Below are 14,445 nucleotides of genomic sequence, written 5' to 3'. Positions count from 1 at the left end.
ACCGGTATCGCGGGGCGGAGGTTTGACAGGCCTCGGAGCGGCGCTCTAGCCCTTCGACTGCGCGGCACGAGAGGTCGCTCTGACGATCCCCCAGGAGATTGACGCCATGGGCGCCGAAGCGTTTCGCGCAGCCGACTACGACCCTTTCTCGCCGGCGGTGATGAACGACCCCCTGCCCTTCTACAAGACTCTGCGCCGCGACCATCCGGTGCTCTATATGGAAAAGTACGACGGCTTCTTCTTCTCGCGTTTCGAGGACGTCCTCGAGCTTCTCAGCCACGTCGACAACAGCTTCCTCCAGAGCGAGGGTTCCCTGCCGACGCCAGCCGTTCTGTCCGCCCACAACGCCGCAGCCTTGCCGCCTCCTGTCACGGATCCCTTTCCGATCTCCATGCGAATGGGTCTTCCCGTCCATGGCGAGGTCCGTCGCGCCCATGTCCGCCCGATGATGCCACGGCATGTCGCAGGCCTGACCGATTTCGTCCGTGATCTCGCCAACGAGCGGCTGGACCTGCTGCTTCCGCAAAAGACCTTCAATCTCAGCCGCGACTATGGCGGCATCGTCTCGGCCAGCGTCCTTTGCAATCTCATGGGAATGCCACTGGAACTGGCCGGCGAAGCCCTCGCCATCATAAATTCCGGTACGCGGACGGACCCGGAAAAGGGCGGCTTCGACTCGGCCGCCGTCGCGGCGCAGGCGATCGACTTCTACCTACCCTATGTCGAGGCGCGCTTCGCCGCCGGGGCCGACGGCAGCGTGCCCATGGTCGACGGTATGATCAACTGGCGGTTCGAGGGTCGGGCGCTGACACCTCGCGAAGTCGCGGTCCAACTGGTCTGCGCCTTCATCGGCGGTATCGAGACTGTGCCCAAGATCACCGCCCATGGCCTGATGGAGCTCAATGCCCGGCCCGAGCAGATGGCCGCCGTCCGGGCCGATCTGGAAGCCAATGTACCCAAGGTGGTCGAGGAGATGCTGCGCTATTGCGCCCCCGCCCAGTGGTTCATGCGGACTTGCAACACGCCGGTGACTGTCGCTGGCCAGAGCATCCGCCCCGGCCAGCGTGCGTTCGCCATGATCGCGTCAGGGCTGCGGGACGAGCGCGAGTTCGACGAGCCGGATGAGTTCCGCTGGAACCGTCCGGTTCCCCGCGTCCTGTCGTTCGGCGCTGGGATGCATTTCTGCATCGGCGTCCACCTCGCCAGGATGGAAATCCGCACCATGGTCGATGCCTTCCTGCGGCGCGTTCCCGAGTTCGAGTTCGACATGGACAAGGCCGTGCGGCATCCGTCCAGCTTCCAATGGGGCTGGAACGAGCTTCACGTCACCGTCAAATGAGCACAGACATCGAACAAGCGGTCCTGGCTGCAGAACGGGCGCGATGCGAGGCAATGCTTGCGAACGACGGTCAGGCGCTGGACGCCATCCTCGACGGTCGCCTCCATTTCAGTCACGCCACGGGCGCGGTGGATGACAAGGCCACCTATCTGGCCAAGATGTCGATGGGGCGGATCACCTATGTCTCGATCGACTGGAGCGAGGATCGTGTGACGCCGCTTGCCGCGAACGCGGCCCTCCTCACGGGACGAATGACGTCTGTCGTCAGTGTCGAAGGGGTCCGTAAGCAGCTGGACAACAGGGTCATGTCGGCATGGACAAACGACCAAGGCCGATGGCGCGTCGTCGCGTTTCAATCGACGCCTCTGGCCACCTGACCGCGTTCACGACCGTGCTGTGAGCTCCTCTGCGCCTTGGTTCAGGGAGCGCCGGCGCTGCCTGAAGGACCGATATCGACGCCGCGGTCAGGCGTTTCATCTTTCCATCGCACCGACCCGGCGGGCCGCTCCAGCATTCTCCGTACACGCGGCGTAGACGTCGGGTCGAGCAGGCTTCGGCTCTGGTCCAGCAGATCGACCCCGGCCCCAACGACCCGCTGACTCAGGTGCAGGTAGTCGTTCCAGGTCGGGCTGTGAAAGCGTTCCGTCCACAGGGTGGGATCTGCGATGTCACGCGACAGCGACCATCCATAGGCTCCGGACGCCTGGCGCGATCGCCGGACGCGCTGCATCGCTTCGTAGAAGGGTCGCGCGTTAGCTTGGGGTACGTCGTAGTCGACCATGATGACGATGGGTCCACTCCGCAGCGTCAGATCCAGCAGTACGGTTTGGTCCTCTCGGTTCGCAGGTTCGTTGGCCCCGGCGGTCGCCATCTCCGGTAGCCGTAGAACAAGCCCGACCAGCGTTGATGCGATCATCAGCGCCCCTGCGACCGCGAGGGTTTCCTTGACCCCGACCTGATCTGCCAATTCACCCCATCCCCAGGCGCCCAGGGCCACCCCCCCTGCGATCGTCGCCTGAAAGATGGACAGCGCCCTTCCGGCCACCCAGCGGGGCGCGCCAACCTGGATCGAGATCGTGAACAGCGTCAAGATGCTCGTCCAGGCCGCGCCGGCGATCAATAGAGCCGCCAGGGTGATCGCTTCACTGCGACTGAAGGCAATGCAGATGACCATGGCACCGACGATCATGGCGACAAGCCGACTCCAGATTTCGGTCGAGAAGCGGGCGCGTATCCACGGCAACAGGACAGCGCCAAGCAGAGCGCCGAGACCAAACGCTCCCAAAAGAACGCCATAGACCGGGGCGCCTCCGTTCAGAAGTTCGCTCGCGATCAGCGGCATCAGAGCTGGAATGACGCCCCCGACGAGCCCGAACACCACCGTGCGAAGGATGAAGATGCGGTGGGAGGGCGAGTAGCGAATGAATCGGATGCCCGACACCATGGCGCGCCAGAAGGTTTCCGGCCCCAGGCGAGGTGGTTCCTGTCGCCGTTTCCACACCAGCAGCACAACCAGCATCGGCAGATAGAAGACGGCATTCACCGCAAAGGCACCGATGGCCCCGACCGAGGCGACGATCACGCCACCGATCGCGGGCCCGAAACTGCGCGCCACATTGTAACTCATCCCGGCCAGAGCCACGGCCGACGGAAGGGCTTCGGGAGGAACCTGCTCGCTTACGGACGCCTGCCAGGCGGGCCCGAACAAGGCCATCCCGGATCCGACGACGAAGCAAAAGACGAGCAGTATCAGCGGCGTTAGAAGGCCCATGGCCGTGACGACGCAAAGACCGACCGCTCCGACCAATGCTACAATCAGGGCGACGATACAGACGATGCGCCGATCGAACATATCCGAGATCGCGCCTGCCGGCAGGGCGATCAGCATGAGGGGAAACATCAGGGCAGTCTGGACCAGGGCCACCATGGTGACGTCATCCGTCAGCCGGCTCATGCTCCAGGCGGCCCCGACCCCCTGGATCAGGATACCGAAATTCGACAGCAGGCTGGCGAGCCAGATACGTCTAAAGACCGGCACTCCCAGAGGGGCCAGAAGGCTTTGTGATTTGTCCGCTTCGGTCATGAACGGCTTTCGGCAACGTCGACGGCTGGTCTTGCCGGAAGGGTCAGGGCCCTAGGCGTCTCGATCCGCGAGGATGAAGTCCGCCGCCCGCAGACCGATCACCATGGCAGGCCCATTGGTGTTGCCGGAAATCAGCGTCGGCATGATCGAGGTGTCGGCGACCCGCAACCCCTGTACCCCGCGCACGCGCAACTGAGGATCGACCACCGAGCGCGGATCGGCCCCCATCCGCGCCGTACCCGCGCTGTGGAAGCAGGTTCCCCCCAGGGTCATGGCGTTGGCGAGGATGTCGTCGTCGGTCTCGACCAGGCCCGCCGGATAGATTTCGTCGATGACCCAATCTTTCAGCGCAGGCTGAGCCGCCATGCGCCGTAGCCAGTGAAAGGCCGCGACAAAGGTCTTTCGATCGATCTCGGCGCTGAGGTGGCGCATATTGACCGACAATGGCGCATCGGGATCGGCCGACTGAATCCGCACCTCCCCCTGACTCTGCGGCCTGGTGAAATAGGCCAGGAGGGTGATGCCGGGATAAGGATCGAGGGCGATGTCCTCGTCCTTGCCGTTGCTGCCTGCGGAGACCGTCATCAATCCGAACTGAAGGTCGGCATGGTCCAGGGCAGGGTCCGACTTCGCAAAGCCGCCGACCTCGTGCGCCGCATGGGTCATCGGTCCCTTCTTCAGGAACAGGTATTTGAGCATCGACCACACGGCGGCGAGCCCGCCCAATTGGGGATTCTGGCTGCCACTTTTCACCTTCAGGCGCAGATCGACGTGACGATGTTCCCGTAGATTGCCTCCGACGTCAGGCGAATCGACCACGACTTCGACCCCTACCGACTTGAGGAGCTCGGCAGGACCGATTCCCGAGAGTTGCAGTAGTTTGGGTGTCTGGAACGCGCCGGCGGCCAGGATGATCTCGCAGGTGGCCTCCACGCGCCGTTCCCCTGCGGAATCGCGAACCTGGACGGCCACGGCCCGGTCACCTTCGAAAAGAACACGGAGAACATCCGTCTCGGTGGCCACCGTCAGGTTCAAGCGCTTTCGCGCCGGCTCGAGGAAAGCCCGCGCCGCACTAAAGCGTTGGCCGCCGAACCGGGTTGTAGGCTGATAGCCAATGCCGCCGGCCCGGACCGCTTCAACATCGTTCACATCGACCACGCGAGGCACGCCCATCTGGGTTCCGGCCTCGATAATCGCCTCGAACAGAGGCTCTCCCTTGGGATGGGTCGTGATGCGCAGCGGGCCGCCTGTCCCTCGCCAGGGCCCCTTGCCCAGGTCGTGATCCTCGAGCTCGACGAATTTGGGTCCGATGTCTTTCCAGCCCCAGCCATCACATCCCGCCGCAGCCCAGCCGTCGTAGTCGCTCGGAGCCCCGCGCATATAGACCATGCCGTTGACCGAACTCGATCCGCCCAGAGTCCGGCCCCGGTACCATCGTTCGGTCGGTCCGTTGCCCCCCGTCTGGACCTGGTACTCCCAGATCACCTTGCTGCCGGGATTCAGGATCAATCCCAGCCCGCGGGGCATATGGATCATGGCGTTCTTGTCGACAGGTCCGCTCTCGATCAGAAGCACGGTGTTGGACGCGTCTTGGGACAGTCGATTGGCCAGGGCACAGCCTGCCGATCCGGCCCCGACGATGATATAGTCGTACCGATCCGTCACCGGCTGCCTCCGCGGTCAATTGGACATTCGCTGTACCACCCCGAGCATCGCGCGCGAGAAGTCCGTCCCAGAACATCGTGGCGATGATATCGACGCCCGCCGCCTCGCGCCTCCGACCAAACCGAGTAGCTAGACGCAGGCAGAGCAGGGTTGACATATGCGGGTCGCGTGGATCGGGCTGGGAGCGATGGGCAGGCCGATGGCGCTCGCTGCGGCAAAGGCGGGCCATAGTGTCAGGGGCTATGCAAGACGCCCGGGCGAATTGGCTGAGATTAAGAGCGCCGGCATTCCGGTCACAGACAATCTGTTAGAGACGGCCGCCTATGCCGAAGTGGCCTGCGTCACCCTGTTCTCGGAGGTCCAGGTCCGCGAGGTGGTCCTTGACGGCGGTGTGCTGTCGGCCCTTCCGACCGGCTCCATCCTTGTTTTGCACAGTACCGTGAGCCCTGACTTTGCGCAGGAGGTCGCCGCGCTCCGTGCCGACATCGCCGTACTTGACGCTGGGTTCAGCGGAGGGCCCGATGAGGCCGCCAGCGGTCAGCTTACGCTGATGGTCGGCGGAGATGCTGAGGCTCTCGAACGCTCGCGACCTGTTCTGTCAAGCTATGGCGATCACATCGCCCATCTCGGGCCGGTCGGTGCAGGCATGACTCTCAAGGTCATCAACAATCTGATGTTCGCGGCCAATATCGCCATCGCCCGTGATGCCCTGCGTCTCGTGGATCGCCAAGGCCTGGACCTCGGTACCGCCTTACAGACCCTGAGTCGGGGAAGCGCCGGCAGCACGGCATTGCGGCTTCTTGGGCGGGGCGGCCAGCCCGAAGCCACGCTCGATGCCATCCGCCACTATCTTGAAAAGGACGTCTCCATAGCCCGGGATGGCGCGCGAGCCATGCCGCTCGGCACCCTCGACGGCGCGACCTCGGAGTTCGTGAAATGATCAAATCCGTCGAGGTCGTGCGCGCATTCGACGCCGATAACCACTTGGGCGAGACCCCGGTCTGGTCGGTCGGCGAACAGGCCCTGTGGTGGGTGAACTGCGAGCAGCCCGCCGAAATCCATCGCTGGTCGCCGGAGACGGACGCTCATGACTTCTGGCCGATGCCAAAACGGACCGGTGGCTTTGTCTTCAAGTCTTCCGGCGGCCTGCTCGTCGCCCTGAGCGATGGCCTGTACGACTTCGAGCCTGGCTCTGGCGCCCTGTCGCTGCGCGTCGCATCGCCGCTGCCCCCTCATGTCGGCCTGCATGAATGCCAATGCGACCGGCAGGGCCGACTGTGGACCGGCGGCTTCGATCACCACTACCCAGCGGATCGATCGGCCTCCGACGCGGGTTACTTCCGGCTCGACGGCGACCGCCTCATTCCGGTCGTCCCGGAGGTTGCAGTCGCCAACGGCCTTGCGATCAGCCCGGATGGACTCACGTTGTACGCCCACCCGTCGCCGAAGCGCGAGGTCCACGCCTTCGACCTTGATCCCGCTACGGGACGACTGTCCAATCGCCGCACCTTTCTGACCCTGGAGCCCGGGTTCGGCTTCGTCGACGGCGCGACCGTCGATACGGACGGCGGCTACTGGCTGGCAGTCGTCGGCGCGGGTGCCCTGCGACGCTACACACCGGACGGAGCCCTGGATCTTGAGATACCGCTGCCCTTCTCAAATCCGACGAAGCCTGCGTTCGGCGGTCCCGACATGAGGACCCTCTACGTCACCTCCACCAAACTTCGGATCGGCGAGGAGGGCCGTCAGGCCAACGGCGGCATCTTCGCATTGCGGCCAGGCTATGCAGGCGTGCCGGACACATATTTCGCCGGCTGACAGATATCGCTCGGGCGGGCATTTCGCCGCCGATCATTGCCAACCTCGATTAATGTACCTCAGCTGTTGCATTAAGCTTGGACGCCTCCTTAGGAAGGGAGGCTACGAGGGAACAGGGATCTATGGCTGAACTTCGCCTTGCGCGTTCGGGAGCACAGTATGTTCCTCGCGCCTGACGGCCATGAAATCGAGATCGCGGATGCGGCAGCAAGCTTCCTTGCCGAGGTGATGCCTATTGCACGCCTGCACGGCGCCGCCCCCCAATCGAGCGCGGCCCTGCGTCTCACGGTCGGCGAAATGGGCTGGTTCGCCCTGGCGCTGTCGGAAGAGAAGTCAGGCAGCGGCCTTTCGCCTGTCGAGTTTGCCCTGTTTTTTCGGGAGGTCGGACGTCAATGCGGTCCCGTTGACGTGCTCGCGCAATGTCTCGCCGTCCTCCTGGACATGGACGATACCGCACGCGCCGATCTGCTTTCAGGCAGTACCGGTGTCGTGCTCGCGGTCGGTCAAGGACTGCGTCTCCTCGGCTCTCCTGACGCGGTCTATGCCCTGGACGTTTCTCCAACCGGATCGCGTCTTCTTCATCTGGGCGAGACGGAAGCGGACGAACGGCCGTCCCTGGACCCAGCGACCCCCATGCGATCGATCACGAGCCTGCCGACGACCGCCGTAGCCACCGCCTCAGGCGAACATGTCTGGCGAATGGGCCAGTTGGGCGTGGCGGCGATGCTCATCGGCCTTGGCGAAGCGGCGCTGGACCAGATCGTCGCCTACGCGAAGATCCGCGAAACGTTCGGGCGCAAGATTGGGTCGTACCAGGCGGTTCGCCATCCGTGTGCAGACATGGCGCTGCGCATCGAAGCGGCCCGGTCGCAACTCTGGTACGCCGCAACGGCCCTGAAGGAGGGACGCGGGGATGCCGGCGTGCACCTCGACGCGGCCAAACACCTCGCCAACCAGGCTGCGGTGGCCAACGCCGACACCAATATCCAGCTTCATGGCGGCATCGGCGTGACCGAAGAGCACACGGCCCACCTTTACCTTAAGCATGCCCTGCTGCTGGCCAAGCTGTTCGGCGCCAAACGTCCCTTGCTAGCCAACCTGCTTCATGCCCAGGCAGAGGTTTAAAGCATGGACCTTCAATACTCCGAGGCCGACCGTGAATTCCGCGAACGTGCGCGCGCCTGGCTCGTGGACGCCGTGCCGAAACAGCCCCGCCCGGCTCATGGCGCGGAAGCAGCGAGCTTCGACCGCGCCTGGCAGCGCAAGATGTATGAACACGGCTGGGCGGGCGTTGCCTGGCCAAAGCAATACGGGGGCCTGGGCCTCACCGGCTTGCAGCAGGTCATCTGGTACGAGGAACTCGCCCGCGCCCGCGCGCCTCACTATATCAACACCACCTATATCGCCCTGATGCATGCCGGGCCGACCCTGATCGCGCGCGGCACAGACGCGCAGAAGGCCTTCCATCTGCCCAAGATCCTCTCGGGCGAGGCGCTCTGGTGTCAGGGCTTCTCGGAGCCCAATGCGGGCTCGGACCTGGCCTCGCTCAAGACGCGGGGCGACGTCGGCAACGACGACATCGTCGTGAACGGCGCCAAGATGTGGACGACCGACGCGAAGTACGCGGACTATCAGGAACTGCTGATCCGCACCGATCCCGCGTCAGAAAGGCACAAAGGGCTGACCTGGCTGATCGGCGACATGAAGGCGCCCGGCATAGACATCAAGCCGATCCGCACCATGCTGATGGACGAACACGTCAACACCGTATTCTACGACAACGTCCACATCCCGTTGGTCAACGTCGTCGGCGAGATCGACAAGGGCTGGTCGACGGCCCTGTCCACCCTGTCCTTCGAACGCGGTCTGGGCTTCATCGGTGATCAGCTGGAACTCTATGAACGCGTCGGAAGGGCGATCGACCTGGCCGGCAAGACCCGCCTAGAGGACGGCCGCTTCGCCATCGAAGATGACGGCATCGCCCAGCGCCTGGCCTCCCTGAAAGCTGATTCTCTGGCCATACGCGCCATGACCCTGGCCCATATCACTGAAAGCGACCGCACCGGCGATCCCGGCCCGAAGGGCTCGCTGATGAAGCTGCTCGTCACCGGCACCCACAAGGCGCTGAGCGAGACGGTCGGCGAGATCCTCGGCTGGTCCTTCCTCGAGTTCAACGGTGACAGGACCGAGCACCCCTGGACCTATGACTATCTGTGGAGCTGGGTTTTCTCCATCTCGGGCGGCACCAGCGAGATCCAGCGCGAGATCACGGCGGATCGTCTCCTCGAACTGCCCCGAGCGCGATAGGGAGTCCCGCCATGTCCAATGCGCTCCAACTCGTCCTGTCGAACCCCACGCCCGGCATGGAGGCCGAGTTCGACGAATGGTATGGCGGCAGCCACCTGATCCACGGCGTCGAAACACCCGGCGTCCTGTCGGGCCAGCGGTTTCGCCGGGCCGGCGGACCGTGGCCTTCCGGCGTCCACGACTATCTGATGATCTGGGAACTCGACGATCCAGCCTTCACGCTGGCCGAACTGGCAAAGGTCAAGGGGTCAGCCGAGATGCCGATCAGTCCCGCCATCAACATGGACACGGTCCAGCCTCCGACCATGTGGCGTCGCGCGGAGGTGCGCAGCGCGGCTCGCTCGACGACGGATTCGACCTCGCTCCACACGATCGTTTTCGGGCTCTACAATGCGGCCGAGGGCCAGACCGAGGCCTTTGCGGAATCCCTTCTGCATGGCGGTCTGGCTCGGCTGGCCGATTTGCCGGGCGTCCGCGCAGCACAGTACCTGACGCTCGCCGACGAGCAGATCCGGGGCAACTGCCGCAAATACTCCCAAGGCCTCGTCATCGAACTGGACGACGAGCAGCAGGGCCTGACCAGCCTGACCGATGCGCTGGCCACCCTGCCCCACGCCGACCCCGATCGCTGGATGGCCATCGTGTTCCGTCCGCTCGACAAGCGTATGACCAAGCAGGACGTTGAGCGGCTGACCCACCCATGAGCGTGCTGAAGACCGATCCCAGCGGCTGGACCATTCGCTGGCCGCAAGCCCAGGCCGACCGCTATCTGAGCGAGGGGGCCTGGCGCTCGACCACCCTGGTCGATGCCGCGCGGACAGCCGTGACCGAAGACCCGGCCCGCACCCTTCTGATCGAAGGCGACAGCCGCCTGACACGTGGGCAGGCCTGGGACGAAGCCTTGCGGGTCGCCGGTTTCTTCCTGGCGCGCGGCCTGAAACCCGGCGACGTCGTCGCCTTCCAGCTTCCCAACTGGACAGAGGCCGCCGTTCTGGCTCTGGCCGCGCGGATGACCGGGATCGTCATCAACCCCATTCCGCCGATCTACCGCGAGTCAGAGCTCGGCTACATTCTGGCGGACTGCGGCGCGAAGTTGATCTTCATCCCCGACGTGTTCCGCAAGCACGATCACCGACAGATGCTCGGCGCGTTGCGCGAACTGCTGCCCGCGCTGCAAGACGTTATCGTCGTCCGTGGTGCCGGCGACCTGACCTGGGACGAAGTCGTGTCCCACGCTCCGGCCGCAGAGGCGGACCTGCCCGTCGTCGATGCCGCGTCTGTCATGATGGTGATGTACACCTCGGGCACGACTGGCAAACCCAAGGGTGTCCTGCACATCCATCATGGGTTCGATCACCGCGTGCGGTCGATGGGCGAGGCCTGGGGCATCGGGCCCGACGACGTGGTCTTCATGCCCTCCCCGATCAGCCACATCACCGGCGCCTTCTGGGCTTTTGACATGCCATGGGTCCGAGGCTGCCAGAGCGTTCTGCTCGACGTCTGGGGGGCCGACGACGGCCTTAAATGCATCGAGACCAACCGCTGCACGGTGACCGGTGGTGCCACGCCGTTCCTGCAACAGCTGCTGGATACGGCCCGGTCGCGACCCAAGGCCGTTGAATCCCTGAGGCTGTTCTTCTGCGGCGGCACGACGGTCTCACCGGGGCTGATCCGCGAGGCCAGCGACGCCTTTCCCGGATGCCTGATGTTCCGGGTCTATGGCTCGACAGAGATGACCTGCGCCACCCTCGGCATCAGGGACAAGAGCCTGGCCAATCTGGGGGCCGAGACCGACGGCGAAATCCTCTATCCGACCGAAATTCGCATCGTCAATCCGGCCGGAAATGAACCGGTGCCCGATGGCGAGGAAGGCGAAATCCTCGCGCGCGGCCCCGGCCTCTTCGTCGGCTATCTGCATCCCGCCGACAATGAGGGCCAGTTCGACGACGAGGGCTTCTTCCGCATGGGCGACCTGGGCCGTCGGGTGCATGGTGACTACCTCGTCATCACCGGGCGCAAGAAGGACATCATCATCCGATCGGGCGAGAACATCAGCCCCAAGGAAGTCGAAGACCTCCTCTACACCCATCCCGGCATCGCCGAGGTCGCCATCGTCGCCATGCCCAGCGTCAAGACTGGCGAAAAGGGCTGCGCCTTCGTCATCCCCAAGGAAGACTGGAACGTAGACATGGCCGACATCAGCCGATTCCTGTCCGGCGCCGGTCTCGCCAGACAGAAGTTTCCGGAGCATCTCGTGCTCGTGGACGATCTGCCGCGCGTGCCTTCCGGCAAGGTCAAGAAGGACGTCCTGCGCCTGCGCGCGGCCAAAATCGCCAAGGAACTCGAAGCATGACCGAACCCCTCATCCGCTACGAAGACCCGGCTCCCGGCGTCGCTCGCATCGTCATGGCGCGCGCCGACAAGATGAATGCCATCAATCCGACGATGATCTTCCAGATCGACGCCGCCTTTGGCCGCGCCCTCGCCGACGACAGCGTCAAGGTCATCATCCTGGCCGCCGACGGCAAGCATTTCTCGGCCGGGCACGACATCGCCGAAACGGTCGAGATGTACCAGGCCGACATGCAGGAGCGCAGCCCGCGCGTCAGCGGCTGGAGCGGATTCAACGAGCCCGGCACTCACGGCTGGTATGCTTCCGAAAAGGAAGGCTACCTCGAGACGGCCCGGCGCTGGCGAAATATCTCCAAGCCGACGATCTGCGCGGTCCAGGGCAAATGTATCGCCGGCGCCCTGATCTTCGCCTGGGTGTGCGACATCATCGTCGCATCCAAGGACGCCTTGTTCTCGGACCCCGTCGTCAATTTCGGCGTCTCAGGGGTCGAGTGGTTTGGCCACCCGTGGGAACTCGGCGCGCGCAAGGCCAAGGAGTTCCTCTTCACCGCCGACGCCTGGACGGCCGACGAGGCGCATCGGCTCGGCATGGTGAACCACGTCGTCGAACGCGACGCCCTGCCCGACTTCGCGCTCGACATGGCGAGGAAGATCGCGCTCAAGCCCAGCTTCGCCCTGAAGCTGGCCAAGGAAGCCGTCAACAAGACCCTGGACACCCAGGGCCAGGCCAACGCCATCGACGCCGCCTTCTCGCTGCACCACCTCTGCCACACACAGAACTTCCGCCTGTTCGGCTGGGGCATGGACCCGACGAACGTCCCGAAGCTCGCGACTGTGCCGAAGCAGCCTGAAGGATAGGTATCGTTTCGCGTCGAACTGTCGCGCCGGTCGGTTGTCAGGCTAGGTCTTCTTCGGCGACGACAGGCCGGCTCTCGCGCGTGGCACGCATGGTCCCTCCCGGATCACTCGCGTCGTGAAGAAGCACATGTTCGGGGTGGACTTCGACCAGCGTTCCAACGAATGGCATTCCGGAAAGCGAGCCCGTGACGCGGTAGCTGACACAGTCTCCGGCCTGGAACGTCGTCGCATCGAAGTTGAAGCTGAAGGGGCAGGCCTCGGCCATCACGACGCCGTCGCCTTCCCGTCCAGGAGGTCGTTCACCGCCTGCGCCATCGCCCTTGCGCCTTCAAGTGTGGGATGGAACGGCGTGTTCTTGGCATCCACCCAGCCATTCACCCACGGCTCAGCGCTGCAGGCGTGGTGAGCGGCGCCAAGGGCCTGCATATCGATGACGTCGACGCCGGCGTCAGAGCCCGCCTGTCTGGTGACCGTCGCCAACCGGTCTCCGACCTCGCGCATCGCATCCACCTCGGTCTGGGGCAGCTGAAGCGTGGTACAGGCATCACCGGGCGGCACAATCTGGGGATAGGTCAGCACGACGATACGGGCGCGCGGTGCCCGACGCCGTATCTCGCGCAAGGTCGAGACCAGGTCGTCGTGGACCTTGGCGTAGTCACGGTCCCCTTCCGCCTTAGGGCCTGACCAGATCCGCCGCATGAACCAGCCTGCGATGGATTTCGAGCGGCTGCCGGCCCCCAGCGCCAGATCCCCGACATAGCTGATGTCATTCCCTCCCGCCGTCAGGGTCACGAGTTCCGTCTGAGGACCGACCGCATCGATCTGGGGCCCCAGAAACACCTGTCCGCCCTGACCCACGTGGGTCGTCGTCGCCCCCGAGCACGTCATGTCGACCAGTTCGAGGTTCCTCAATCGCGCAAGCTGGGCCGGATAGCCGCTGTCGCTGCGCTGACAGACGATCGGTGATCCCTTGATCCGGTTCCCCAGGCCTATCCCCGCAGCGAACGAACTGCCGAGCGCGACATACTGCGGCCTCCCCTCCGGCTTCTGCTTGGCCTGGACGAAGAGCAGGCCGACGGCGATGACCCCGACAACGATGAGCAGGCTGGCAAGGCCGCCGATCACGATCGCCGTCCAGCGAAGGATAGTCATCACCCACCCATCATGGATTTGACGAAGGCCGTCGCACCGCCATCGACCTTCAGATCGCATCCGGTGATGTAGCTCGCCTGATCACTTGCCAGGAACCAGGCTGCGGCAGCGATATCCGTGGCCACCCCGGCGCGACCCGCCGGCGCCATGTCGGCCATCTGCGCAGCACCAGCCGTCTTTTCCATCTCTTGGCGACCCATCGGTGTGAGGATCATGCCGGGCGAGATGCTGACGATGCGGGCACCGCGTTGGCCCCACGCCCCAGCCCGGCGCTCGCAGATCGCAAGAGTCGCCCGCTTGCTCATTGTGTAGCTGATACCCGAGGTCCCGCCGGCCATGGGCCCCATCTGTTCGACGAAGGGCTGGATCAGGTCCAGGAAGTCGGGAGCCAATGGATCCTTCATCAGGGCATCGACCTCCGGCACGCCAGCCATCATGTGGCCGGCGACCGAGGCGATCACGATGCCGATCGAGCCGGGCGCCAGGACAGGTTCGATCGCGTTGAGCAGCCTTTCCGTCGCGATCAGGTTGACGCTCATGATGGCGCGCCAATCGGCCAGCGCAGGCGACAGCCCCGCGGTGTGCAGCAGGGTAAAGGGCGCATCTCCCGAAACCTCGCTGACCAGAGCGGCCAGAACCTCGTCGTCCGACAGATCTCCGGCCAGACTCGCAGCGACCGTGTAACCGTCGCGTTTCAGCTCTTCGGCGAACCCGTCGAGGGCCGTCGCGACGACGTCCGTCAGCACGAGATCGTGCGTCGCACCGAACAGGCGAGCGCAGGCTCGCCCCATCCCGCCAGCGGCGCCTGTGATCAAAACCTTGCGTCGTGCTGCCTGCGCCATGTCTATTCCCTGAAAGCCTGGTCTGAGTT

Annotated in this window: 14 protein-coding genes; 9 read left to right on the top strand and 5 right to left on the bottom strand. The window is 64.5% G+C overall.

Annotated elements, in window-relative coordinates; all coding sequences use genetic code 11:
• The first annotated feature begins 106 nt into the window (after positions 1-106).
• Positions 107-1,339 (top strand): cytochrome P450, encoded by a 1,233-nt coding sequence (locus O5K39_RS11790; RefSeq protein ID WP_271143819.1) that lies wholly within the window; start codon positions 107-109, stop codon positions 1,337-1,339.
• Positions 1,303-1,716 (top strand): nuclear transport factor 2 family protein, encoded by a 414-nt coding sequence (locus O5K39_RS11785; protein WP_348637106.1) that lies wholly within the window; start codon positions 1,303-1,305, stop codon positions 1,714-1,716. The genes O5K39_RS11790 and O5K39_RS11785 overlap by 37 nt, the downstream gene beginning before the upstream one ends.
• A gap of 41 nt (positions 1,717-1,757) precedes the next feature.
• Here the strand turns inward: O5K39_RS11785 and O5K39_RS11780 are convergent, their stop codons facing one another.
• Positions 1,758-3,422 (bottom strand): MFS transporter, encoded by a 1,665-nt coding sequence (locus tag O5K39_RS11780; RefSeq protein WP_271143817.1) that lies wholly within the window; start codon positions 3,420-3,422, stop codon positions 1,758-1,760.
• Between the two features lie 51 nt (positions 3,423-3,473).
• Positions 3,474-5,087, bottom strand: coding sequence for a GMC family oxidoreductase N-terminal domain-containing protein (locus O5K39_RS11775; protein ID WP_271143816.1), 1,614 nt, complete (start codon positions 5,085-5,087; stop codon positions 3,474-3,476).
• A 157-nt stretch (positions 5,088-5,244) separates the two neighbouring features.
• Between O5K39_RS11775 and O5K39_RS11770 the strand changes: the two genes are divergently transcribed.
• From O5K39_RS11770 to O5K39_RS11740, 7 genes are all read left to right on the top strand, one after another.
• Positions 5,245-6,027, top strand: coding sequence for an NAD(P)-dependent oxidoreductase (locus tag O5K39_RS11770; protein ID WP_271143815.1), 783 nt, complete (start codon positions 5,245-5,247; stop codon positions 6,025-6,027).
• Positions 6,024-6,905 (top strand): SMP-30/gluconolactonase/LRE family protein, encoded by an 882-nt coding sequence (locus tag O5K39_RS11765; RefSeq protein WP_271143814.1) that lies wholly within the window; start codon positions 6,024-6,026, stop codon positions 6,903-6,905. Before O5K39_RS11770 ends, O5K39_RS11765 begins: the two co-directional genes overlap by 4 nt.
• Before the next feature lie 159 nt (positions 6,906-7,064).
• Positions 7,065-8,030, top strand: a complete 966-nt coding sequence (locus tag O5K39_RS11760) for an acyl-CoA dehydrogenase (protein WP_271143813.1) — start codon at positions 7,065-7,067, stop codon at positions 8,028-8,030.
• 3 nt (positions 8,031-8,033) lie between these two features.
• A complete protein-coding gene (locus tag O5K39_RS11755; protein WP_271143812.1) occupies positions 8,034-9,212 on the top strand; it encodes an acyl-CoA dehydrogenase family protein in 1,179 nt (392 codons plus the stop codon).
• A gap of 11 nt (positions 9,213-9,223) precedes the next feature.
• Entirely contained in the window at positions 9,224-9,916 is a 693-nt protein-coding gene (locus O5K39_RS11750) for a hypothetical protein (RefSeq protein WP_271143811.1), read from the top strand.
• Positions 9,913-11,565, top strand: coding sequence for an AMP-binding protein (locus O5K39_RS11745; protein ID WP_271143810.1), 1,653 nt, complete (start codon positions 9,913-9,915; stop codon positions 11,563-11,565). The genes O5K39_RS11750 and O5K39_RS11745 overlap by 4 nt, the downstream gene beginning before the upstream one ends.
• A complete protein-coding gene (locus O5K39_RS11740; RefSeq protein WP_271143809.1) occupies positions 11,562-12,422 on the top strand; it encodes an enoyl-CoA hydratase in 861 nt (286 codons plus the stop codon). The genes O5K39_RS11745 and O5K39_RS11740 overlap by 4 nt, the downstream gene beginning before the upstream one ends.
• A 37-nt stretch (positions 12,423-12,459) precedes the next feature.
• Here O5K39_RS11740 and O5K39_RS11735 read toward each other — a convergent pair whose 3' ends face one another.
• Genes O5K39_RS11735 through O5K39_RS11725 form a run of 3 tightly spaced genes read right to left on the bottom strand, consistent with a single transcriptional unit; the run spans position 12,460 to position 14,416 of the window.
• Complete coding sequence (locus O5K39_RS11735) at positions 12,460-12,690, bottom strand: hypothetical protein (protein WP_271143808.1); 231 nt, start codon at positions 12,688-12,690, stop codon at positions 12,460-12,462.
• Positions 12,687-13,574: an SGNH/GDSL hydrolase family protein gene (locus O5K39_RS11730; RefSeq protein WP_271147149.1), complete on the bottom strand. Its 888-nt coding sequence runs from the start codon at positions 13,572-13,574 to the stop codon at positions 12,687-12,689. The genes O5K39_RS11735 and O5K39_RS11730 overlap by 4 nt, the downstream gene beginning before the upstream one ends.
• Positions 13,574-14,416 (bottom strand): SDR family oxidoreductase, encoded by an 843-nt coding sequence (locus O5K39_RS11725; RefSeq protein WP_271143807.1) that lies wholly within the window; start codon positions 14,414-14,416, stop codon positions 13,574-13,576. The genes O5K39_RS11730 and O5K39_RS11725 overlap by 1 nt, the downstream gene beginning before the upstream one ends.
• Between the last annotated feature and the right edge of the window lie 29 nt (positions 14,417-14,445).

The organism is Brevundimonas sp. NIBR10 (assembly GCF_027912515.1).
Classification (GTDB): Bacteria; Pseudomonadota; Alphaproteobacteria; order Caulobacterales; family Caulobacteraceae; genus Brevundimonas.
Note: the sequence above shows the minus strand (reverse complement) of the source record. Positions and strands in the feature narration are given on the sequence as shown.

Coding starts and splice junctions, on each gene's coding strand:
- O5K39_RS11790 (WP_271143819.1), top strand. CDS start 107: ATGGGCGCCGAAGCGTTTCGCGCAGCCGACTACGACCCTTTCTCGCCG.
- O5K39_RS11785 (WP_348637106.1), top strand. CDS start 1,303: ATGGGGCTGGAACGAGCTTCACGTCACCGTCAAATGAGCACAGACATC.
- O5K39_RS11780 (WP_271143817.1), bottom strand. CDS start 3,422: ATGACCGAAGCGGACAAATCACAAAGCCTTCTGGCCCCTCTGGGAGTG.
- O5K39_RS11770 (WP_271143815.1), top strand. CDS start 5,245: ATGCGGGTCGCGTGGATCGGGCTGGGAGCGATGGGCAGGCCGATGGCG.
- O5K39_RS11765 (WP_271143814.1), top strand. CDS start 6,024: ATGATCAAATCCGTCGAGGTCGTGCGCGCATTCGACGCCGATAACCAC.
- O5K39_RS11760 (WP_271143813.1), top strand. CDS start 7,065: ATGTTCCTCGCGCCTGACGGCCATGAAATCGAGATCGCGGATGCGGCA.
- O5K39_RS11755 (WP_271143812.1), top strand. CDS start 8,034: ATGGACCTTCAATACTCCGAGGCCGACCGTGAATTCCGCGAACGTGCG.
- O5K39_RS11750 (WP_271143811.1), top strand. CDS start 9,224: ATGTCCAATGCGCTCCAACTCGTCCTGTCGAACCCCACGCCCGGCATG.
- O5K39_RS11745 (WP_271143810.1), top strand. CDS start 9,913: ATGAGCGTGCTGAAGACCGATCCCAGCGGCTGGACCATTCGCTGGCCG.
- O5K39_RS11740 (WP_271143809.1), top strand. CDS start 11,562: ATGACCGAACCCCTCATCCGCTACGAAGACCCGGCTCCCGGCGTCGCT.
- O5K39_RS11730 (WP_271147149.1), bottom strand. CDS start 13,574: ATGACTATCCTTCGCTGGACGGCGATCGTGATCGGCGGCCTTGCCAGC.
- O5K39_RS11725 (WP_271143807.1), bottom strand. CDS start 14,416: ATGGCGCAGGCAGCACGACGCAAGGTTTTGATCACAGGCGCCGCTGGC.